The 23,526-nt window shown below is 34.1% G+C and carries 21 protein-coding genes, 9 tRNA genes and 1 rRNA gene; 2 read left to right on the top strand and 29 right to left on the bottom strand.

Going from position 1 to position 23,526, the window contains the following annotated elements:
* Positions 1–30: 30 nt before the first annotated feature.
* The 3 genes from hprK to EPK97_RS17710 form a co-directional block, all read right to left on the bottom strand.
* Positions 31–966, bottom strand: coding sequence for an HPr(Ser) kinase/phosphatase (hprK, locus tag EPK97_RS17700; protein WP_162037962.1), 936 nt, complete (start codon positions 964–966; stop codon positions 31–33).
* A gap of 538 nt (positions 967–1,504) precedes the next feature.
* The gene (locus EPK97_RS17705; RefSeq protein ID WP_162037963.1) at positions 1,505–2,626 is read right to left on the bottom strand and encodes an ABC transporter ATP-binding protein; all 1,122 of its coding nucleotides are present in this window, start codon (positions 2,624–2,626) and stop codon (positions 1,505–1,507) included.
* Positions 2,627–2,711: 85 nt separating this feature from the next.
* The gene (locus tag EPK97_RS17710; RefSeq protein ID WP_162037964.1) at positions 2,712–3,785 is read right to left on the bottom strand and encodes a PucR family transcriptional regulator; all 1,074 of its coding nucleotides are present in this window, start codon (positions 3,783–3,785) and stop codon (positions 2,712–2,714) included.
* Between the two features lie 258 nt (positions 3,786–4,043).
* Between EPK97_RS17710 and EPK97_RS17715 the strand changes: the two genes are divergently transcribed.
* Positions 4,044–4,505 (top strand): MarR family winged helix-turn-helix transcriptional regulator, encoded by a 462-nt coding sequence (locus EPK97_RS17715; RefSeq protein ID WP_170295561.1) that lies wholly within the window; start codon positions 4,044–4,046, stop codon positions 4,503–4,505.
* A 187-nt stretch (positions 4,506–4,692) separates the two neighbouring features.
* Positions 4,693–5,931: an MFS transporter gene (locus tag EPK97_RS17720; RefSeq protein ID WP_162037966.1), complete on the top strand. Its 1,239-nt coding sequence runs from the start codon at positions 4,693–4,695 to the stop codon at positions 5,929–5,931.
* A 110-nt stretch (positions 5,932–6,041) separates the two neighbouring features.
* Here the strand turns inward: EPK97_RS17720 and EPK97_RS17725 are convergent, their stop codons facing one another.
* The 26 genes from EPK97_RS17725 to EPK97_RS17850 form a co-directional block, all read right to left on the bottom strand.
* A complete protein-coding gene (locus tag EPK97_RS17725; RefSeq protein WP_162037967.1) occupies positions 6,042–6,251 on the bottom strand; it encodes a DUF378 domain-containing protein in 210 nt (69 codons plus the stop codon).
* Between the two features lie 157 nt (positions 6,252–6,408).
* Positions 6,409–6,609: a DUF378 domain-containing protein gene (locus tag EPK97_RS17730; protein WP_162037968.1), complete on the bottom strand. Its 201-nt coding sequence runs from the start codon at positions 6,607–6,609 to the stop codon at positions 6,409–6,411.
* Positions 6,610–6,750: 141 nt separating this feature from the next.
* A complete protein-coding gene (locus EPK97_RS17735; RefSeq protein ID WP_162037969.1) occupies positions 6,751–6,912 on the bottom strand; it encodes a hypothetical protein in 162 nt (53 codons plus the stop codon).
* A gap of 51 nt (positions 6,913–6,963) precedes the next feature.
* On the bottom strand, positions 6,964–8,988 hold the full coding sequence (locus EPK97_RS17740) for an ABC transporter transmembrane domain-containing protein (protein WP_162037970.1): 2,025 nt from the start codon (positions 8,986–8,988) through the stop codon (positions 6,964–6,966).
* Between the two features lie 14 nt (positions 8,989–9,002).
* On the bottom strand, positions 9,003–10,742 hold the full coding sequence (locus EPK97_RS17745) for an ABC transporter ATP-binding protein (protein ID WP_162037971.1): 1,740 nt from the start codon (positions 10,740–10,742) through the stop codon (positions 9,003–9,005).
* Between the two features lie 510 nt (positions 10,743–11,252).
* A complete protein-coding gene (locus EPK97_RS17750; RefSeq protein WP_338075729.1) occupies positions 11,253–12,212 on the bottom strand; it encodes an MraY family glycosyltransferase in 960 nt (319 codons plus the stop codon).
* Between the two features lie 499 nt (positions 12,213–12,711).
* On the bottom strand, positions 12,712–13,740 hold the full coding sequence (locus tag EPK97_RS17755) for an aromatic acid exporter family protein (RefSeq protein WP_162037972.1): 1,029 nt from the start codon (positions 13,738–13,740) through the stop codon (positions 12,712–12,714).
* Between the two features lie 240 nt (positions 13,741–13,980).
* Positions 13,981–14,568 (bottom strand): CDP-alcohol phosphatidyltransferase family protein, encoded by a 588-nt coding sequence (locus EPK97_RS17760; RefSeq protein ID WP_162037973.1) that lies wholly within the window; start codon positions 14,566–14,568, stop codon positions 13,981–13,983.
* A 53-nt stretch (positions 14,569–14,621) separates the two neighbouring features.
* Positions 14,622–15,704 (bottom strand): ABC transporter ATP-binding protein, encoded by a 1,083-nt coding sequence (locus EPK97_RS17765; RefSeq protein ID WP_162037974.1) that lies wholly within the window; start codon positions 15,702–15,704, stop codon positions 14,622–14,624.
* 42 nt (positions 15,705–15,746) lie between these two features.
* Positions 15,747–16,556, bottom strand: a complete 810-nt coding sequence (locus EPK97_RS17770) for an ABC transporter permease (RefSeq protein ID WP_162037975.1) — start codon at positions 16,554–16,556, stop codon at positions 15,747–15,749.
* Complete coding sequence (locus EPK97_RS17775) at positions 16,547–17,440, bottom strand: ABC transporter permease (RefSeq protein ID WP_162037991.1); 894 nt, start codon at positions 17,438–17,440, stop codon at positions 16,547–16,549. Before EPK97_RS17775 ends, EPK97_RS17770 begins: the two co-directional genes overlap by 10 nt.
* A complete protein-coding gene (locus tag EPK97_RS17780; RefSeq protein ID WP_162037976.1) occupies positions 17,424–18,662 on the bottom strand; it encodes an ABC transporter substrate-binding protein in 1,239 nt (412 codons plus the stop codon). The genes EPK97_RS17775 and EPK97_RS17780 overlap by 17 nt, the downstream gene beginning before the upstream one ends.
* A 23-nt stretch (positions 18,663–18,685) precedes the next feature.
* Complete coding sequence (locus EPK97_RS17785) at positions 18,686–19,342, bottom strand: TVP38/TMEM64 family protein (protein WP_162037977.1); 657 nt, start codon at positions 19,340–19,342, stop codon at positions 18,686–18,688.
* An 18-nt stretch (positions 19,343–19,360) separates the two neighbouring features.
* On the bottom strand, positions 19,361–20,782 hold the full coding sequence (locus tag EPK97_RS17790; protein ID WP_162037978.1) for a dihydrolipoyl dehydrogenase family protein: 1,422 nt from the start codon (positions 20,780–20,782) through the stop codon (positions 19,361–19,363).
* Positions 20,783–20,999: 217 nt separating this feature from the next.
* Positions 21,000–21,084 (bottom strand) — tRNA-Leu (locus EPK97_RS17795).
* Positions 21,085–21,231: 147 nt separating this feature from the next.
* Positions 21,232–21,456, bottom strand: a complete 225-nt coding sequence (locus tag EPK97_RS17800; RefSeq protein WP_162037979.1) for a hypothetical protein — start codon at positions 21,454–21,456, stop codon at positions 21,232–21,234.
* Positions 21,453–22,250 (bottom strand): ParM/StbA family protein, encoded by a 798-nt coding sequence (locus tag EPK97_RS17805; RefSeq protein ID WP_162037980.1) that lies wholly within the window; start codon positions 22,248–22,250, stop codon positions 21,453–21,455. The genes EPK97_RS17800 and EPK97_RS17805 overlap by 4 nt, the downstream gene beginning before the upstream one ends.
* A gap of 200 nt (positions 22,251–22,450) precedes the next feature.
* Positions 22,451–22,526, bottom strand: a tRNA-Lys gene (locus EPK97_RS17810).
* A 6-nt stretch (positions 22,527–22,532) separates the two neighbouring features.
* A tRNA-Tyr gene (locus tag EPK97_RS17815) sits at positions 22,533–22,617 on the bottom strand.
* A gap of 22 nt (positions 22,618–22,639) precedes the next feature.
* Positions 22,640–22,715 (bottom strand) — tRNA-Phe (locus EPK97_RS17820).
* Between the two features lie 127 nt (positions 22,716–22,842).
* A tRNA-Asp gene (locus EPK97_RS17825) sits at positions 22,843–22,919 on the bottom strand.
* Between the two features lie 10 nt (positions 22,920–22,929).
* Positions 22,930–23,005, bottom strand: a tRNA-Thr gene (locus EPK97_RS17830).
* Between the two features lie 3 nt (positions 23,006–23,008).
* A tRNA-Val gene (locus EPK97_RS17835) sits at positions 23,009–23,084 on the bottom strand.
* 63 nt (positions 23,085–23,147) lie between these two features.
* Positions 23,148–23,224, bottom strand: a tRNA-Met gene (locus EPK97_RS17840).
* A gap of 15 nt (positions 23,225–23,239) precedes the next feature.
* Positions 23,240–23,330 (bottom strand) — tRNA-Ser (locus tag EPK97_RS17845).
* Between the two features lie 77 nt (positions 23,331–23,407).
* Positions 23,408–23,526: ribosomal RNA gene (locus EPK97_RS17850) — 23S ribosomal RNA — on the bottom strand; the annotation flags it as partial.

Below are 23,526 nucleotides of genomic sequence, written 5' to 3' on the forward strand. Positions count from 1 at the left end.
TATATTTCTTTTGAACAACCTCATTTTAAACTAATCAATGTCTTCTTCATCAGCTATCGTTTCAGTTAATTTATTCGTAAATTGCATTGCTGCATTATATCCCATACGTTTTAAACGATAATTCATAGCTGCAACTTCAAGGATAACAGCAAGGTTACGACCTGGCCTAACTGGAATAGTAACAAGAGGAACTTTGGTATCAATAATTTGAGTTGTTTCTTCATCCAAACCTAAACGATCATATTGCTTTTCTTGATTCCATGTTTCCAACTTCACTACAAGTGTTATTTTTTTAATATTTCGAATGGCCCCAGCACCAAATAAGGTCATTACGTTAATAATGCCTACACCACGAATTTCTAACAGATGTTTAATTAAATCAGGAGCACTACCGTATAGATCATTGTCAGCAGTCTGTCTAATTTCAACCGCATCATCAGCAATTAAACGATGACCTCGCTTGACTAATTCTAATGCAGTTTCACTTTTACCAATCCCGCTATGTCCTGTTATTAACATCCCTACTCCATTAACATCTACTAATACACCGTGAATCGTTGTTGTAGGAGCTAATTTATTTTCTAAAAATCCTGTTATTCTGCTAATCAAAATCGTTGTTGAGTAGGAGCTTCTTATGACTGGAATATTTTTCTCTGATGCAATAGCTTCTAATTCTTCTGGAGCTTCCAATTTACGAGTAATAAAAATACAAGGTGTTTCATCTTGACAAATTTCATGCATTCTTTGAAATCTTTCTTCATTACTTAAAGTTTTAAAATAAGTTAATTCTGTCATTCCTAAAATCTGAACACGTTCCTTCGGATAATACGCATAGAATCCTGCCATCACCAACCCTGGCCGCGATATATCTGCAACCGTTATGTATCGATCTAACCCTTCTTGCCCACATACAACTTCCAAGTCTAATTTTTTTACTAATTCTTTTACTTTTACTTTTTTGGGCATATGATTATGTTCTCCTTTTAGACACCCATAATTTATAGAGATTGTTCAAAAAGTCCACTTTTGCCAGCACAGGACGTGCTGGTACTACGTTAGTCACATGGAAGTGACTGGATTTAAGTAGTGATCACGAAGGTGGGGCGAGGAAGTGATTTCGACATCGAATATTGCACTCACATTTGAAGTCCGGTGCTCATGTAACCAATCTCTACACTTGCTTTACCCCAAAAAGTGAAGAAATGCTTTGGAGTATAGTCCTAATACTTTTCGGGGGCCCCGAAAACACTGGCTTCTGATCGCACAATCTTCTCGGTGCTGAAAACTAAACTTTTTGAACACGTACTTATATAATTTCATCGTAATGGAAATGATCTGAAAAAACAAGATATGAACTTCCAATTAACCTTTCCTATACATAAAAGAAAACTCACCGATTGGCGAGCCTCTAAGGAGAAAACAGAGGAGAGTTTAATTTATAAATTTTTAAAGTGTTAAAAAGGCCAGCAACATAAGCTGACCTTTACAGAATTTGAATCAAATCTTAATTTTCAAAAACATTTAATTCAGTATCTTTATCAAAAATATGAATTTTGTTCATATCAAAAGCAAGTTGAATGTTTGATCCTTCTTTAATGTTAGCACGACCATCCACACGAGCAACAAACATCTTATTTCCAAGCCCAGAAAGGTATAAGTTCATTTCATGTCCTAAGTTTTCAGAGACATCAATGTGTGCATTAATAATGCTATTCGGAGATGCTTCTAAGAAAACAGGTTCCTGATGAATATCTTCTGGACGTACACCTAGTATAATATCTTTTAATAAGTAACCTTTTTCACGAAGGGTTTTAGCTTTTCCTTCAGGAATTACAATATCCACACCTTCAGCTGTGAAGTGTACATCTTTTCCTTTTTCATCCAATTTCCCTTCAATAAAGTTCATAGATGGCGAGCCGATAAAACCAGCTACAAACATATTTATAGGATGATGATATACTTGTGTAGGGGAATCTACTTGTTGAACTAAACCATCCTTCATAATAACGATGCGAGTTCCCATTGTCATCGCTTCAGTTTGATCATGTGTTACATAAATAAACGTTGTTTCTAAACGTTTATGCAGTTTTCCAATTTCAGTACGCATTTGTACACGGAGTTTTGCATCAAGATTAGATAAGGGCTCGTCCATTAAAAACACTTGTGGTTCACGAACAATAGCACGACCTAAAGCAACACGTTGACGTTGCCCCCCTGATAACGCTTTTGGTTTACGCTCTAATAAATGCTCAATATCTAAGGTTTTTGCTGCTTCACGAACGCGCTCTTCTATTTCAGCCTTTTTCATTTTACGTAATTTCAAACCAAATGCCATATTTTGATAAACCGTCATATGCGGATACAACGCATAGGATTGGAACACCATTGCAATATCACGATCTTTTGGCGCAACATCATTAACCAATCGATCTCCAATATACAACTCACCTTTAGAAATTTCTTCTAATCCTGCTATCATTCGAAGTGTAGTAGATTTTCCGCAACCAGAAGGACCTACCAGCACCAAAAATTCTTTGTCTGCGATTTCTAAATTAAAATCAGATACAGATGGAGTTTCAGAGTTTGGATATATTTTATAAATGTTTTTTAGACTTAGACCAGCCATGTTAAAATTCCTCCTCGACAATGATTATATCCATAATTGTATCTTAGCAAGATAAAAAAGCCTATGTGCAAGTTGTACAAAATAATTAATGTCGTTTTGTTACTTTATACAACAATAAAGATACCTTTACTAATACCGCCTGATTAAAAACCCTTACATCTAATCCAGTTTCTTGTTTAAACTTATCTAAACGGTAAATTAATGTATTGCGATGGATATATAATTTCTTTGCTGTTTCACTCACATTACAACCTGTATTAAAAAATTGCTCTAAGGTCGTTTTCATTTCTACATCCAAAACAAAATCAACTTGTTTAAATACACGTTCAATAAAATGTCTTCTCGCTTCATCCGGTAATATATCCAATAATGCTTCTAAATATAGATTCCATGGGGAGTATATGTACTCATTTTGACAATAATTTTGACCCAACTCCATAATTTCTCTTAATTGTTTAATAATAAGTAACACTGATTCACTTGGCACTATAGGATAATGTATTGCAATATGACATTTACCCACCCACTCACTCAACAACATCTCATATAAACTAGAACTAAAAACTTGTAAAGAATCCTCCATTTCTTGTTCTATGTCCTTACCCTGCTCTTCTATTTCCTCTTCTATTAAATCTAGAGAACATAATAATAAGTATTCTTTATTGGAAAGAGGGACAAATACAATATGAGAATCATAAAAAGACTGCAATAAACTGAACAATTCTTCATCTGTTCCTATATTTTGGTCTGATACATGCGTTTGTATCAAAATAGGTATATTATTTTTTAATAGTTGAGGCGTTTGTAATAATGATTCAGGCAGTTTCTCATGATCCGAACCGTACTGAAGCTGATTCATAATCCAATCACGGAGAGTATAGGGTTTTTGTTCCTCACTTGTTAATTCAGTTTGAACCTGATTTGATCGACATGTGTCTATGGCCATTTCAATCAAACTTTTCTCAGAGGGAGTTAAGGATGTTTGGTTTACTGAAAAGGTATAATGATGGTTGCCTTCAGAATATAAGTAAAAATATATTTGATTATTTTCCTCTATAATATTGCCATCAATAAACCACTCGTTTTTATGTAAAACTTCCCATTTAAATTGTATATCTAAGATTTGCTCTAGTTTAGTTTTTATTTCATCCCAATTCATGACATGGACTCCTTAGCATTATATAAACTAATCATTGAAGTGTATTAGAAATACTTCAAATAAACATACTTTAAGTCATTTTATTATACCGTTCAGAATGTAAATATACCAACCTGTATAGGTTCACAAATACTTCTCCAAAACTGCATACAGCTAATTAGATATTCATAAACTATTTAATTGAATTAACATTTTAGATTGCTTAACCTTTATAAATGTTTTATACTGTTAATAATCAAAGTGATAAAGGTGAATTTTATGGAAGACATTACTGCTTTTTATTATAAAAAAATAAAAGCCTCTTCAGACGCTCTAAACTCTATATTTTTAGATGAATATCACAAATTAGTTGATAAAGAAGTGCTTAATCTAACTCCGAAACAAAGTATCTTATTAGATTTGCTAAACAAAAAATCTTTGACAAATAGTGAGATTGCTAAACATTTCTCCATCACACCAAGCGCAGCAACACAACTTATCAATAAACTAGAAAAAAAAGGATATTTAAAAAGAGAAATAAATATAAATAATCGAAGAGAAATCATTGTCCATCTTGACGAAAAAGGAATTGAGTATAATAATTTGATGTCAAAATTCGAATTACATCTCATTCAAAAATATTATTCTAAATTAGATAAAAAGGATTTAGAAAATTTAGTGGATTTACAGGAAAAACTTTATAAAATTGCTATTGAAATTCAAAAAAAAGAGGAAAACTAAATTTTTTTAGCTAATAGTTAAGGAGAGTTAATTATAAAGTTATGTTAACTATTCTATTATTTAAAATTAATAAGAAAGGTTATAGTGTGGATATGTAACGTTTTATTGATTAATAGTTAAGATGTCTTAACTTTATATATAGCTAAACTATTAGTAAGTACAATAATTATGATTGTAGGAGGTTTTAATGTTGATTTTATTAAAAAACAGAGTTTTTCAAATTATTGTTTTAACTGATTTGATTCAACAAAGTGCCATCTGGATTCGAAACATTGCGTTGTTATTTTTTGTGATGGAATTAACTAATAATAATCCGATTTACGTTTCACTTCTAACTGTTATTGAATATGCACCTATTTTTTTATTTTCTTTTATAGGAGGTGCATTAGCAGACCGATGGAATCCTAAAAAAACAATGGTATATGGTGATTTTGCTAGTGCGTTATCTATCTTAATCATTATCTTTTTTGTAACAAACGGAAATTGGCAGGTGATTTTTTTGGCTACACTTGTGTCTAGTATTGTAAGTCAGGTTTCGCAACCCTCATCTTCTATTATGTTTAAAAGACATATTCCTGACGAAATGATTGCACCAGCCATTGGAATCATTCAAAGTTTGCAAGCATTATTTCTCATCATTGGACCCATCATTGGAACATTAATATATAGTTGGTTAGGACTCATTGCTTCTTTAATTTGTATCACAATTGCTTTTCTCGTTTCTACTTTTACTTTATTGTTTCTTCCAAACTCTAAAAAAGAAGAAAAAGATTATTTGCCTTCTAATTTTGTAAAAGAAATGAAGGAAGGCATTCAATATGTGAAAAACTCTAAAAACTTAAGCCTTATTGCGATCGCATTTGTTTTTATTGGATTGGGTGCAGGGATTGTACAGCCGCTCGATGTTTTTATCGTTATTCATCGACTAGGGTTAGAAAAAGAAAGTATTCAATGGTTTTATATGGTGGCTGGTATAGGAATGTTATTTGGAAGTGTAATAGCCTCTATACTAGGTAATAAATTAAATATGAAAACCGTGATTGTAGGTGGATTATGCTTTTTATCCATCTCACTCATCGTTGAAGTTTTGTCTGTTTGGACTATATTAACTGCAACGATGAGATTTTTAACTGGTTTTATATTAGCTATGTGGCAAACCATACTAGGCATGGTCATTATAAAAATGGTGGATGAAAAATTCGTTGGGAGAACAAATGGTATTTTGACCCCATTGTTCATCGGAGGAATATTGCTGGGATCAACTGTGGCAGGACCATTAGTAACATTCACATCACTAATAACTGCCTTTGTAATCTCTGCAATTATCATTTTCGTTGGTGCAATCATCAGTACGAAACTTGAATTAAAAGAAACTCAAAAAACGTTTAAAAATAATACTCAATTTGGAATAGAAGACAATGGATAAACTAAGTTTCACCCTTTATACTGTTACAAAACTACAAAAACGATAAGAAAATGTAAAAAAGACTCTCAGATAGTAATGAAAGTCTTTTTTAATTCAATACAATTTCTGAATTACTCATTCCTTGCGTATGTTACATTGTTAAAAAAGCTAAAAGAATAAACCGCTGCAATTCCTACAATGACATATATTGTTCGGGAAAGACCTGAATCCATTCCACCAAAGAGACCTCCAACTAGGTCCCATTGAAAAAGCCCAAATAACAACCAATTTAATCCACCTATAATAACTAAAAGTAACGCAATCACGTTTAGTGTTTTCATGAAAAAGTACCTCCTGACATTTCGAGAAAATTTTCAATCATTTAGTATGATACCCATTAAATGTAATATTATTATGTACCATGAAAAACCTGCTTAAAAAAGCAGGCTTAGAAAATTACAATTACAAATAAGGTAAGGTAAATCTTAATTTTCCATCTTAATCTTGAGAAATTTTGTTGAAAAAAGACAATGAATAAATCGCGGCTAATCCAACAATAATGTATACAATTTTAGAGAATATTGAATCCATGCCTCCAAACAATTCAGCAACTAGATCCCACTCAAAGATACCAACTAACAACCAATTCAAACCACCAATAATTACAAGCAACAGAGCAATTACATTACAAGTTTTCATAGGTAATCCCCTCCTATTCATCCTTTTAATGAATTTACTTTCACTACCATGTATATTGGTATATTGAACGGAATATTTCACTTTTTCAAATTAATTCTCTATACCTTATATATTAGTGTTCAATTACCAAATTTCCTATCACTAATAATCATGTTTCCAAATGCGGTCATCACCATCAAAAGGCATAGAGGAAAAGTACTCCCTTATATAAACTTTTCTATCCGCTCCACCATTACTATTTTTTCCTGCCACTAAACCTGCACCACTCACCATACCAATAATAAAAATTAATAATGTACTCAATTTAAATCTCTCCTTATTTTTCATTTTTATGTCGCTGCAGCTATTTTAATTTTACGTTGCTGAAGCTGTTTTCCTCTTTCCTTGCTGCATTTGATACATTTGATAATAATTACTTCTATTTTTCATTAATTGTTCATGACTTCCTTTTTCTAAAATCTCACCATGATCTAACACAATGATTTGATCCGCATTTCTAATTGTAGAAAGGCGATGTGCAATAATAAAAGTCGTTCTTCCTTTCTTCAGTACGTCTAATGCATTTTGTATAATCGCTTCTGTTTCTGTATCAATATTTGCAGTAGCTTCATCTAATATCAGAATCGCTGGATTAAATGCCAACGCTCTTGCAAAGGAAATGAGTTGACGTTGACCCGCAGATAACGTACTTCCTTTCTCAATTACTGGTTCGTCATAACCTTTTGCTAGATTTTTTATTAATTGATCTGCACCAACATCTTGTAATGCTTTTTCAACCTTTGCTCGATCTATAGATGGATCATTCAAACTTACATTAGATGCAATCGTACCTGTGAAAAGAAACGGTTCCTGTAATACAATGGCCATATGCTGTCTAATAAACTGTTTTGGAAGCTCAGATATATCTTGACTATCAATTTTGATTTTCCCTTTCTGAATATCATAATAACGTAATAACAAATTCATAATTGAACTTTTCCCAGAGCCTGTGTGTCCTACAAGTGCAATTGTTTCTCCAGGTTTTGCTTCAAATGAGATGTTACTCAACACATAATCTTCATCTTTATAAGCAAATGACACTTGGTCAAAAGCGACATGACCACGATATCTTTCCATTTGACCATCAGAGAATGTTTCTCCTTTTTCATCTAATAGTTGAAATACTCGTTGACTTGAAACAATGGCTTCCTCCATATGACCCAATTGGTTCACTACCCCAGTAATAGGTTGGAACAAACGGTTTAAATAATCAACAAAAGCATACAAAGCTCCTACTGAAATAACCGTACCAACTCCTAATGAAGCACCTCCAAAGTACCAAATTATTGCTACATATGAGCCGTTTCTTAATAGGTTAACTAAGTTATGAGATGTGAATGAGTTTAAATTCAATAATTTGTTTTGATGTTTAAAATATTCCTCATTTAAAAATTCAAATTCCTCTGTTGTTTCCTTTTGTCTACGAAATGCTCTTATAATGGCCATCCCTTGTATTGATTCATTAATCATTCCATTAATTTCACTCAATCTAGATTTAATGACGTGGTTATACTTAGATGCAAATTTTCGATATACAACAATCCAAATCATCAATATTGGAATAACAATTAAAGTAATAAAAGCAAGTTTATGATCTAAAATAAATACAAAACCAAATATCCCAATCATATATACAGCACTTGTAAAAAAGCTCGCTAATACATTCACAAACAACTCTTTAATTGATTCAGTATCATTCGTTACTCTAGATACAATTTTACCAGCAGGTCGATGATCAAAATATTGAACTGGTAGCTTTTGAATATGCTCAAATACATCTGACCTCATTTTCTGAATGATCTGATTCGCTGATTTTTGCAGGAAAAACGTCTGACCATAATGGAATAAAGCCGAAATCAAAATTAATACCATATAAATACCACTTAATTGAATTAAGCTCTTTGTTTCTGGTTTATAAAACTGAAACAGTTGTGCCGCTGTCAATTTTGCAGCAGGATAAGTTGTTATTTCTTCACCCTTCGTAATTGTTAATGTATTGTTTTCAACACTTCTGCTCCCATCAAATAAAATGGATTCAGGTATAAAATAATAATCTCTTTCCACTTGAAGCACTCGAATTTCTGAACCTTTTTCTTCGATTCCTTCAAAATGATCACTTCGTTTGTACCAATGACCTTCATATTGAACTGAATATTCATCTTTTACTGAAGTTTCATACCATTGATATTCAATTCCTAGAATGTGTTTATCAATCATCTGCTTCGCAATTAAAGGACCTGACAATTCAGCCACTACCGCTACAGATAACATTAACAAAGCCAATATAATCGTTTTTTTAAACTTTAATGCATAAGCAAACAATCTTTTTCCAGTACTCACATTTTCACCTCTTCCTATTCCACGTCCTCAAGTTGCTGACGTTCGTACTGCTCCTTATACCAACCATCTTCTTTAACTAATTGTTCGTGTGTTCCTCGTTGTACAATCTCTCCGTTATCAAGTACAATAATGCAGTCCGCATGCTGTATAGCTGATAAACGATGTGTAGATATGAGCGTTGTTTTTCCTTTTCGTTCTCTTTGTAAATTACTTATAATTCTTGCTTCCGTTTTGCCATCTACAGCAGATAATGCATCATCAAGAATTAGAATCTCTGGATTAGCAATAATCGCTCTAGCTATGGAAACTCTTTGCTTTTGGCCACCTGATAAGGCCACACCCTTTTCTCCAACTAATGTTTTTAATCCATCAGGAAAAGTATTTAGGTCTTTTTTTAACGACGCGAGCTCCAATGCCTTTTCAATGTCACGTTCGTCTGCATCATTTTTTCCAAACAAAATATTTTCGCGAACGGTTTTTGAAAATAAAATTTGTTCTTGTGGCACATACCCGATCCATTTTCCTAAATCATGAAGTGACATATCATCAATGAAGGTATCGGTAATTGTAATATTGCCTTTTCCAAGAGGATATTCACGTAGCAACTGCTTTAACAGAGTGGTTTTACCACTACCTGTTTTACCTACAATTCCAAGTGTTTCACCACGCCCAAGTGTAAATGATACATCTTTTAAGTTATCAAATGTTGAAGATGGGTATCTAAAAGTGACATTTTTAAATTGAATATCCTTAGCAGTCATCACTCTTATCGTTTGTTCCTTCTCCTTAATATCTGGCTCATACGAAAGTGTTTCACTTACGCGATCCAAAGATGCATTTCCACGCTGCATCACATTGATCAATTCACCAATGGCAAACATAGGCCAGATCATCATTCCTAAATAGATGTTGAAAGTGACAAGTTCCCCTAATGTAAGCTCATTATGAAATACAAGATAACTTCCGTAACCTAACCCAATTAAATAACTGCACCCTACCAAAATTTTAATAGTCGGTTCAAACAATGAATCAACCTTTGCTACCGATATATTTTTGTTGTAAACATCTGTTGTAGCTGCTGCAAATCTTCCTTGATCCGCTCTCTCCTGCACATAAGCCCGAACTACGCGAACACCCGCAATGGATTCAAGCACTTGGTCATTCATCTCACCGAATGAATTTTGAGCTTCTGTAAATCTTTCATGCAAAACTTTACCGTATTTATTCATTGCCAACGCCATTAGCGGCAACGGGATAATGGCTGCAAATGTTAGCTTCCAACTAATCATAAAACCCATAGACAATAATATAACAGAGGCATAAATCGATGAATCTACAAGTGTCAAAACACCAAATCCTGCTGTCATGGATATCGCCTTTAAATCATTCGTAGCTCTAGCCATCAAATCCCCGGTTTTGTTTTTTTCATAAAAAGTAGGTGTCATTTTCAATAAATGCTTCATGAGTCTAGAGCGTTTTGTACGTTCAACAAGAAATGAACCACCAAACAATTGATACATCCATACGTAGGTAATCACATAGATAATAAGTGCCAATCCGCCTAATATCAAAATTATATCAAGCAATTTATTAAAAGTTAGCGAGCCATTCTGTATGTAATCTATGGCTATTCCTAACATTTTTGGTGGAATGATTTCCAATACACCTACTAAGATGAGTAAAAAAATAGCTATACTATAACGAATCCAATGCCTTTTAAAGAACCAGCTTAATTTGACTAATACTGAAAACAAACTTTCTCCCCCTTTCATAAATAATTAAATATTTTAACGAACATGTGTTTGTATATATGTTATCATACAAATGTCCTTTTTCAAGTTATTTTTTCCAATAAACCTCACCTCCATTAAAAATATCAGAAATTTTCATATGAAATTTATACTAATTTTTGTTATATTTTCACTTTTAAGAAAACAAAAAAGGCAATATCAATGAATGATAGTGCCTTTTTTCATAAAAGAAAATAAAAAGGCACAGATCAGATATGACCTGTGCCATCGTTTATGTAAATGAAATGGATTATTTTTTAAAATAAATCCACCGATGGAGAGGTCTCTAAATCGATATGATATGTTCTAAAATCAACTCTAAAATCAATCTTTTGAAATAACATTGTCATGTAGTTCATTAAAAACCCTCCTTTTCTAAAAATTTCATATTAAAAATTCTATATAACCTTAACACTGAAACAAGAATGTTGTCAATTTATTTTTTTCACAGAAAACCTTTCATACATAAATTGGTTATTTAAAAATAAGAAATATAATAATGGACACCAATGAAAACACAACACCGATTAAATATAAAAAAGAGACTGTTTGAGTTTGAGTAAGTCCCCATTTCATCAAGCTGTGATGTGTATGAAGATTATCTGCTTTATGTAAACCTTTATTCTGAATTATTCTTCTAATTAATACAAAAATCGTATCAAATATTGGAACTCCGATTGCAAACACAGACACAACAATAGATACCACTGTCGCACTTTTTAATGCCCCATCCAAAGAGAGAATCGCAAGTGCATATCCTAAAAAAATTGCACCAGCATCACCCATAAATATTTTCGCAGGGTAAAAATTATATGCAAGAAAAGCTAAACAACATGCAACAAGTATGATTGCCATGATCGCTGATCCCTGCTGATCTTTTAACATTGAAACTACAAATAAAGTACAAGCAGATATAGTCACTATCCCCGTTGCTAAACCGTCAACCCCATCAATAAAATTCACCATATTTGTAATACAAAAAACCCAAAGGATCGTTACTACCCAACTAATCCAGCTAGGGAAAAATATCATCCCTTGACCTGTTATATTCGTTATTCCTTTAATTTCTAACCCATAATAAATTGGAACAGACGCTGCTAATACATAAACAATGATTCTAGGCAGTATAGGAAAATCTAAGCCTTTTGTTTTATACCAATCATCTATTAATCCCGTGAACAGTAACATCGTCCCTCCAATGAGCAATGTTAATGTCCTTGTGGAAAATCCATCAAAAATCAACATAGAACATATACAACCGAGATAAATGATCACACCACCCATTAAAGGAATCGGGGTATGATGTATTTTTCTTTTATTCGGACGATCCACAAACTTTATTTTTACGGCTGTATCTTTCATTACAGGTACCAATGCGTAAACCGTTCCAAAAGCCACGATAAATGGGATTAGATAAATTAAAATTACGACCACATCCTCTTACATGTCAATGATCGTTAGTTTTTCCGAAATAAGCTTGGCTCATACGATCCCAATTCATAAAAATTGATACAATCTCCTAAGTCATCTTACATTCATTCAAAACACTATTCACCTTCTTAAAATATGTTATGTTATGTAACGCTTTGTGTTAATTTATAGTTTTTTTTGGGAATTTTAGTCTGATGCAGTGCATTTTTCAAGAAATGATGTTAATATTGATGACATGTAAATATAATTTTATATATTTACTTTACGTTTTAACACTTTGTTTCACATGTCCAATGGAATACTATTCCCTCAATTTTCCATTGGACAAAATCACTTATTTTGGTCTTAAAAACGATAACTTAACTTATAAAAAGTGACTACAACACTCGAATGTTATTAACTTTCCCTCTTAATATACCTCACTAAATATTGATATCCATTTTTTATTTTAGAAGATTAATTTTATTAACCAAGTGATAATATGAGCATTCTCATTTGCTTATTACTGGGTTGGTTTCAAAAATGACCTTTTACAAATTAAAGAATGTATCGCTAATAATTCATATGCAATGGAACTGCTTTTATCCATATAATCTTCTGTTTGTTCAACATCAATTTGTCTGTGTAATAAATAAAAGAGCGCTGATATATTTTGATGAATTTCAAAATTCTTCGCCGTATTTTTGTGTTCCCAGTCAAAATATATAGATATATCAAACCATGCTTTCTTTAATATATCTTTATCGTTTGTATGCATACATCGATCCTCTGATGTTAAATACAACATATCGTAAACATGATGATTTATTTTATCTAATAATTTTAACTTTGTCTGTATTCGTTTTAATAGTTTATACTCTGTGTTTTTAAAACGATGATAGCGATATTCTTCCTTCTGATATTCAATTAATTTAATTGTATGATCTAACCGTTTCTGTAGAGACGTAAGTGAGTTTTCCAGATCTTCTTGATTTCCTTTTTGATCCAATTGAAAAGAAATAATTTTATCAAGCAAATTTTTAGTGTCACTCATTAAATTTGTTTTGGCCTTGGATATTTGTCCCATAAAATTGGGTGGAAGCACAAAAAAGTTTACCACAATAGAGGTGATAATACCGACCGAAGTGGTACCCACCCTTGTTACAAAGCTAACAAGAAAATCATTTTCAGTTATGGCTATCATATTTACAGCTGTTAAAGTAGCGACGATAATTGCATCGTCCCAACGAAACTTATGGCATAATAATATCGTAATGAATGCTGCTAATGCATAAGAGATTGGGGTTTGTCCCAGTGTATAGTCAAAAAACATAGCAACACCAGCCCCCATAGCAGCAGCTGGTAAACGAATTTTTCCTTTTTGAATCGATGCATTCACTGTAGGTTCAATCGTTACGATTGCAGCAATGATTGCAAACAATACTGGCCAATTTAATAATTCACAAATGGTTGCCGTTATAAAAACGGATAATCCAGTTTTAAAAATACGTTTCCCAAGTAACACAGCAAGCCATTTTTTTACTTTATCCATGTCTAAATCCCTTCAACTCCTATTACATTAACATACTAAGAAAATTACTAATCGGTGACTCTTACGTTATACAATAAAGCTGACTTAAAATATACTTCTCAAATCAACAATTAACTTAGATTTAATTTCTTTATTATATAAATTTACTACTTTTATGGTCATTGGTCTAGAAAAAAGAAAGAAAACCGTCTAAAGACGGCCTTTAGTATAATTGTGCTATTACTTTTATCTATCTAATGCTTAATCCTTCAGAATCTTTCTTGCCTCTAACAATCTTTGCAATGCCGTAATCATTTCAACGATAAAAAACAGAAGCGTAATCCATATCAGCCAGTTATTTAATAAAATCATGAGTGATAGTAAAATAAACCCTTCTGTACGTTCAGCTAATCCTGCTTGATAATAAAAAGATTTAATTCCTTTTTTCTCTGATAATGCCCCAACGGTTAAAAATACGGTCATCGAAAATACAATCGATGCGGTTAATAGCAATAAAACAAGCTGTGCTTCTGGAAAAGTTACGGCTAATCCAATGATCACAGAAAGCTCTACTATTCGATCAAAGGTAATATCCATGACCGTACCCCAAGCTGTTGTCTTTTTCTGCTCACGAGCCATCGAACCATCCACTGCATCTAAAAATCCAGAGATCCAAAGCAAAATAACAGCAATAATCAAATCATTAAAATATATAAAAATACCAGTACTAACTCCGATAAGAAATGCAATCCATGTGACTTGATTGGCTGTTAATCCTATGTTTAAAAGTGATATAGCTGTTCGTTTTATAAATGGCTGCACAACATGACGAGCATGTGTATCTAACATCCGTCTCTCACTCCTCACACTTATTATTGAACCCTATCCCCCATCTTCATCATCTATTCCTCATTTTGCGGGATAAAGTGTACTTTTTTCATATTTAGTTGCAAGGTTACCTGTTCATTCACCTCAGGTAAATCAGATTGATTTGGTTCAATTACATAAAGGGATTGTCCTTTTACATTGACTTTATAATGAACAAAACCAGAGCGATAAGATACTTCTTTTATTCTCCCTTTAAAGTTCTGTATATCTTGATCCTCAGTTTCCGATTCAGTGCGCTTGAATAATTCAGGACGAATGATCAGCCAGCCTTTATTACTATTAAAATCATCATACTCAAAAGATGTTTCAAAATATTTTCCTATAAATTTACTTTTTAAAACTTCACCTTCTATCATATTCTTTGAGCCTAAGAACTGCGCTATTTTAATATTCTCAGGTTCTTCATAACAGATTTTTGGAGTCCCTACTTGTAGGACTTTACCCTCATCCATTATGGCAAGTCGATCAGCTAATTGAAAGGCTTCCTCTCTGTCATGTGTAACCATCAATACCGTCACCTTATACGTTTGATGAAGCTGTTTTACCAACTCTCGCATTTCTTCTCGTAAATCTGGATCTAATGCACTAAATGGTTCATCTAAAAATAATACTTTAGGATTCATGATGATAGCTCTTGCTAAAGAAACTCTCTGCTGCTGCCCTCCACTTAATTCAGAGGGATGTCTTAATTCATACCCAGATAATCCAACCGCTTGCAGCATTTCTTTTGCTTTATTTAACCGCACTTTTTTATTTATCCCCTGCATTTTTAAACCAAAAGCAACATTATCAATCACCCTCAAATGAGGAAATAATAATGGCTGTTGAAACACCATCGAAAACTGTCTTTTCTCTGGAGGGACATACGTTAAATTTTTCTTTCCTAACAACACATCCCCTGAGTCCGGAAAAATTAACCCCGCTATACATTTAAGAAACGTTGTTTTTCCACAACCTGAAGGTCCTAAAATTCCAAAAAATTCACCTTCCTGAATCGTTAGATCGATAGGATATAATTGAAAAGAGGGATTTTGACTCAAATCTCCATGATGATTATGAAACTTTTTCTTAATGCTACTAATCACTAAATTCCCCATTTATATCCTCCAAAATCGATAAAATATAATCATAAAATACAATTAACCTGTAAAGATGATACGAGCTTTATAATATCGTTTTAATAACGCGTTCATCATCCAAAGAGATAACAGAGCAAGACCACCGAATATGATAGTATACGCAGAGCCTATGGCTATATCCCCACCACTGATAAATGGAAACAAAATGATAGGTAGTGTAACAACATGACCCCCACCTATAAGAAAGGTAATTAGATACTGACTTAATGAAACAAGAATCGTCAGACTAGACCCTGCTACGATACCTGGGAGTATGTGTGGCAGCAAAACAATTCGAAGCCGATTCAACCTTCCTGCACCCAACATTCTTGCTTGCTCCTCCCATTGGAATCCTAACGTTTGATAACTAATGATTAATGCTCTTAACATATATGGCATGGTTGGTGCTATATGAGCGATAATTACACCCAAAAGAGATTCTGTAAAACCTAAATGAATGAAGGTGAGATGGATTCCCATCACGGTTATGAAGGGCGGTATAATTAATGGAGCGTATAATATACCTTCAATCCATATTTTCCCTTTAAAATTCATTCTAGCGATTACATTTGCCGCTGGTAAACAAAGAAGAATATTGATTAAAGTTACCATCATTGCTATAAATACACTATTTCCAATCGCTTCCCACGTGCTAGCATAAGGTGAGAAAACATATTCCCAAGCTCTCAAACTAAGCTGATTTGGTAAAAATTCAGGCCATCTCCATCCTGCAGAAAAACTAGTGATTACAAGCGGGACTACTGGGATAGAAAACAAGATTAAAAAAAGAAACATAAGAATCTGCCAACCATTTTTTAGCCTTATTCCCATCCCCTCCTTTCCCTAGATAACCAACGTTTGCTTAATTTATAGGATATCAATCCCAAAATCGCTGTAACAAAAGCCAAAATAATATTTAATGCTAAAGATTGTGAACGTTCCTCCCATCCACCATTCATAAATAATTCAAAAGAGTAAACAGGAAGCAACTGTGGATAGGTCACTCCTAATAAATAAGGAATTTCAAAGGCTGAAAATGTAAATGCAAATACAATAAATATGGATGATAACCAAGCAGGTAAAACTAGTGGGAGTGCGATATTTTTAATAAATTCATTCATATTTGAACCATATAATTTTGCAACTTCATACCATGATTTATGGATTCTTAACAAAACAGGATAAACCATTAATGTTATAAAGGGTGCTTCTTTCCAAGAATAAGCTAAAATGATTCCCCAACCAAAAGTATCGTTCACAAGGATAGGAAACTGATGAATCTCTTCAATCCATCCTAAATGATAACTCATTCTAGAAATCCACCCACTCTGCATCAGCAACAGCAAAAATAAATAACCTGCAGCTAGATGAGGTATCACTAAAGGATATTGAAATATTCGATAAAAAAAAGTAAAACTTGTTCCCGTATGTGCTTTTAAAGATATTATAAATAAAATAAACGCAAAAATCATACCAAACATAGCCGAAAATAAAGTCGATAAAAAGGCAATTTTAAAAGTAAGGATAAGGGATAGCCAGAAGTCCACAGATTGAATTAATTTCTGATAAGCTGTGAATGAAAACTGTGTATCATGATGAAGCATCGATACACCAAAACTTTGAAGCAATCCCTGCAGTATCCCTCCGAAAAAAAATATAATCATAAAAAATACAGCAGGTAACACATATAGATATGGATTACCTTTTTGCCACATATTCAAACCAGCCTTCCTCTAACCATTTTACATAGTTCGCTGGTATTTCTGGTACTTTAAAATTAGCTAGTTCTTCAGCTGGTAAAGTAGCGATGCCAAGATCCAACGATTTTAGCTGCTCACGATCTTCATTGGAAAGTTTAGAAGGATCTAATGACATGCCTTCTCCCCAGTGCTCTGGATTCATCTTTGAAAACTGTGCCTCAGGTGACAATAAATAATTAATGGCAGCCATCGCTCCTGCTTGATGCTCAGAATTAAAAGGAATAGACAAATAATGTGTATTAGATAGTGTACCTCCTTCTAAAACAAAAGTACGTGTTGTCTCAGGAAAAACGCCTTTTTCAATTTGACTAGATGCTTTTCCTGGATCATAAGCCATCGTCATCCAAACTTCCCCATTGCTAAAAAGTTGATCTAACTTGGCTAAACTCTCAGGGTAGGTTTCTCCTCCTCGCCATAAATTCGATTCAATTTCATTTAAATAATCCCATAAAGGAGTGTAGTCCCATTCCTTTACATTTTCAGAATTTAAATACTGTTCATAACCGCCTGTAGTTTCATATAACGCTTGTCTTACAAATGCACTCCCCGTAAAATCTGGTGGAGCGGGATAAGTGAATTTTCCTGGGTTTTGTTTGATCCATTCTCCCAGCTCCTTCATTGATTTAGGCGGGTGTGATATTTTTGTCTCATCATATATAAAAACAAATTGCGCTTTTCCCCAAGGGACTTCCAACCCTTCTGTATTTTCACCAAAATCAAGTTGAATGTCAGGAGCATTGATATCTACATATTGATTCACATTAGGCAACTGTGAAGCAAATGAGCCCCATAACAATCCATTATCTTTTGCAAGTTTAAAGTTCTCACCATTTATCCAAATGATATCTACAGTTCCATCTGTTTTATTTACAGATTGTTCATTTTGCAATTTATTGATGACATCTTTCGTATCTGTAATCGCAACTCGATTTAATATTACTCCTGTTTCTTCTTTTAATTTAGGGGTAACCCATTCATCAATGTAACGATTATAGCGATCGTCACCACCCCACATATGAAAATTAACCGTTTGTCCCTCAGCCTCATCTAAAATCGTTTCCCAGTCTGTTTCTAATAGGTTTAAAGAGGTGCCTTCTTGTGCTTGCTCTTGTTGAACTCCACATCCTGCTAAAACAATCAGAAGTAAACTTAATACAGTAATGATTAATTTTTTCAAAAATAACAACCCCTTTTCTATCCTTAAATATTCGTTAAATTTCTTTTTCTTTTTTTTGTCCATTTATATACGGTTGGAATCAGCATTAAAATTAGCACTAATGTGATTGCAAAATAAAATTGTGATGAAAAATTATGAAAGGAAGCACCCAAATAATTATAAGCAAATGCTCCAGGTATAATTCCAATTAAAGTAGCCAGTGCATAGTCTTTTAATTTCACCTTGGATAGACCTGCTCCATAATTTATTACATCAAAAGGAACCAAAGGAACTAGTCGAATAAACAAAATAGTTCGAAATCCTTTTTCCTCTGAAATATTATCCATCTTTTTCATTTTATCACCTAGCCAACGTTCTACGGTTTCTCTTCCCAAAGCTCGTGCAATGATAAAAGCCAAGCAGGCTCCAAGCGTGGCCCCAATTAAGTCGTATAACGTACCCCACCACGGACCGAAAGTATATCCCCCAGATAAAGTTAAAACGATGGCTGGGAAAAAAACTAAAGGTCGAACTGTATAAAGAAATATATATAATAAAGGCGCCCATACTCCAAAAGATAAAATAAAATCCCTTATATTTTCTGGAGTAAATCGACGAAGATCAAAGACAAATAAAATGGTAATTCCAACAGAGATAAATAGACCAAATAATAATATTTTTTTGATACTACGATTCTGCATGATAATAACACCCTCCTCTCACCTAAACCATTTCACATACTTTTTCAAAATATTTGTGATTGAGCTTGAAGCTAGCTTTTCTCTCCAGTATAAATCCGCTGTTCTCTGAACGCCTCCAACATGTGTTGGATAAGGATGAATGACATTGGATATGGAGCCAATTTTATGACCATACTGTTTTGCAAAAACAACCTCTTGCATGAAATCTCCTGCTCCTGGACCAACTGCATGTGCCCCTAAAATAACACCTTTTTTATCTGTAATTATTTTTATTAAACCCTTCGTTTCATGATCGGATACAAACCGATCCACATCATCTAGCGTTGTTTTGTAAACTTTAATCTCTTTCCCTGTTTTTCTCGCTTCTTCCTCTGTTAATCCTAAATGGAATAATTCAGGATCAGTGTAAGTAACCCAAGGGAGATTTGAGTAATTAACATTTCGCTTCAAACCAAATACAGCATTGGAAACCACTAGTTTTCCTTCGTAACCAGCTTTATGAGTAAAAGGATAATATCCATTCACATCTCCAATAGCATATATATGAGGGACATTTGTCTGCAATTTTTGATTTACTGTAACGTAACCTTTATTTGAGTTGATAGCTGCATTTTCGAGCTCTAATTTATCAGAATTTGGAACACGACCTGAAGCCAATAAAACCTCATCAAATTGCAGGATTTTCTTTTGATTGTTATGTTCAATTGTTACTTGTTTCCCAAAGTCAGTTTTCTCTGTTTTTAAAACTTTCGCACCCGTAATGAATTGAACTCCTTCTTTTTCTAACGATTTAATTACATAGGGAACAAGGTCTGAATCTTCCTTGCCTAAAATAGAAATACCCATTTCTACTATGGTTACCTTGGTTCCAAACCTAGTAAACGATTGTGCAAATTCTAGTCCGATGGGTCCTCCACCAACAACTAGTAACGACTTAGGTTGTTTATCTAATTGTATAGCGGTTTCATTTGTTAGGAATCCTGTTTCTTTTATTCCCTCGATAGGTGGAATCATAGGTCTCGAACCTGTAGCAATTACAATCCGTTTACCTCGTATCGATGTTTGTCCTTCAATGTTCACTTCGTTTGCATTTTTAAATGATGCAGACCCATGGTACACATCAATCCCCATGTCAATAAACCGTTGATCATCATCATGTTTCTGAATTGTTGAAATAGATTGATTTAAACGGTCTTTTGCCACCTTAAAATTTGGCAGACCATTAACTTCCAGGTCAAAAATACTGGCTTTTTTTGCTGTCTGTATAATTTTAGCCGATTGAATTAATGATTTTGTAGGTACACATCCAGTCCATAGACAATCTCCACCTAATGAACCTTTGTTGATTAAAGCAACTTTTGCCCCAAAATTTGCACCACCTGCTGCTGCAGTTAAACCACCTGCTCCGCCTCCAATGACAATTAGATCATATTGTTTCATTTATTTTCACACCTTTTTCCGCAAAGGATATTTTCTTTTCTAAAGTGAATATACCAGATAGTTATTACATTTATCTGTAATATAAATTACATCCATATTAATTATGTATGAATTCAAAAAACTTGTCCAAAAATGAAAGGGATTATTCGCTAAAGAGGAGTATTGGGTGTTTAATGGAGAAATAAAAAAAATCACCTATCGGTGAATTTTGTTCGAGTGGTGCGCGTGAAGGGAGTCGAACCCCCACGTCGTAAAACGCTAGATCCTAAGTCTAGTGCGTCTGCCAATTCCGCCACACGCGCATGTTATAAAGTTATTGCTCTAAATTTATGATGCTAGTTGATGTTATCATATTTTTCAGCTAAGTGTCAACTACTGGTTAACATTTCAATATTTATTTAGATAAAGTGATAAAGTTAATTTATAAAATATACTTATATAATTTCTGGTTACAGAATATCATTCATATACATTTTATCTTCTTCTGTGGGCTGTAAAACTGAAAGGTCATTCACAGATTTATTTTCTATCAATACTTTATTATCCTTATACATGGATAATAAATTTCTTATAAACATACTAAAATTATAACGTTCACTAGTGCACCATTCGTACAGCTCTTTTTGTTTTTCATTTTCCATATTAAAATAAACTGTTTTTCTTTTATAACTCATGATTCCACCGATTTTCCTATGCGATAATAGCCAATTGCATTTGCATATAAGGGATTTTGTAATGGTTTGGCATTAGGAAAGTACGGTTGTAACAAGCCTGTTAACTCCCGCGCACACCCGCCAACAACCCATACTTCGTCGTGATCTCCCCACTTCTTACTTACTTCACCCGCTATTCGATTTGCAAGCTCTTTATGATTGTCAGATTTATTCGTGCCAAACCCAAAAGGAAGGGATCCGGATTCACGATCAACATAACGTCGATTGATCATTGTTACATAATTAATCGTTTTACTTCCACCATCAATAACTCTGATTAAACCGTCTTTAGGTGACGACCAAAAAGCAGCACCACCTTCTACAGCTACTTTCACATTTGAAATATGAAAATTCCTCAGAATGCCGTTTACTTCAATTTCCCAGTAACCAATTAATAAATCCTGTAATTCCTTCTTATTTAACTCGTTATGTTGTGCTACGGGTAAACCTGTAACAACTGTGATATTTTCAGATAGTGCTGCTTTATGAATGGATATTAAAGCTAACAAACGTGCATCATCATGAGATTTATTCTCTGTCATCATATTTCTACAAAAATCTGATTCATTTTGCGCCAACGTACCGACGAAAAATCTCTCATCATTAAATCTACATTCAATCGCATTCTCACCATAATCAGTTATTAATTTACGTTCTCTCCATTCTCCAATAATCGCAGGAAAATGAAATATTTTAGATCCTGTATATGATTTTACGTAACTTCTACCTATATCTAACCCAATAATTGCGCTCATCAAACTCCCTCCCTTGCACATAAATAAATATGTTTAACAAAAACATATTTCACACTTCATATAGATATTTATGTAGGATGGATTGGTCAACATGCTATTTTATTCTACTAAGAGCAGCAACCTGCTTCAAAAAAAGTAATACAACATCTTTATTTAAATATACAAAAAAAACTTCCAATTGGAAGTTGATTTGAAATAAATGGTGAGCCATGAAGGATTCGAACCTTCGACACCCTGATTAAAAGTCAGGTGCTCTACCGACTGAGCTAATGGCTCTCAAAATGGTGGAGGATGATGGATTCGAACCACCGAACCCGATGGGAACAGATTTACAGTCTGCTGCGTTTGGCCACTTCGCTAATCCTCCACAACTAATATTCAGTTGAAAATGGTGGCTCGAGACAGAATCGAACTGCCGACACGAGGATTTTCAGTCCTCTGCTCTACCGACTGAGCTATCGAGCCTTACTATAATGATTGTGATGCGGAGCTGACGGGATACTCTTACTTCGTGCGAGACTGCGATGCAATCCTTCCGAAGCTTATGCTCCAACGAACCCTATGGGTTCATCATCCCTTATTATATTTTAAATGGCGGAGCTGACGGGATTCGAACCCGCGATCTCCTGCGTGACAGGCAGGCATGTTAGGCCTCTACACCACAGCTCCTAATTTAAAGTGGTGCCGTCGAGAGGACTTGAACCCCCAACCTACTGATTACAAGTCAGTTGCTCTACCAGTTGAGCTACAACGGCGTATGGTGGACGCTGACGGGATCGAACCGCCGACCCTCTGCTTGTAAGGCAGATGCTCTCCCAGCTGAGCTAAGCGTCCTTATCATTTTGACAAGACTTTTACTATATTATCATGGTCTTTCCACTTTATCAAGTACTTTTTTGGTGGCGGCGGAGGGGATCGAACCCCCGACCTCACGGGTATGAACCGTACGCTCTAGCCAGCTGAGCTACACCGCCCTATTGATTTTGATCTGGCGGAGAGAGTGGGATTCGAACCCACGCACGCATTACACGACTACTCCCTTAGCAGAGGAGCCCCTTATAGCCACTTGGGTATCTCTCCAATAAGTCAAATCAATCATCTTCAGGTATTATTCCCTGAAAACTAGATGCGAAACAAAGAAAAGCTTGGAATTTCATTTGGATAAGCCCTCGACCGATTAGTATTCGTCAGCTCCATGCATTGCTGCACTTCCACCCCGAACCTATCAACCTCGTCGTCTTCAAGGGGTCTTACTAAATTGGGAAATCTCATCTTG

This window comes from Chengkuizengella sediminis, from assembly GCF_010078385.1.
GTDB lineage: Bacteria > Bacillota > Bacilli > Paenibacillales > KCTC-33759 > Chengkuizengella > Chengkuizengella sediminis.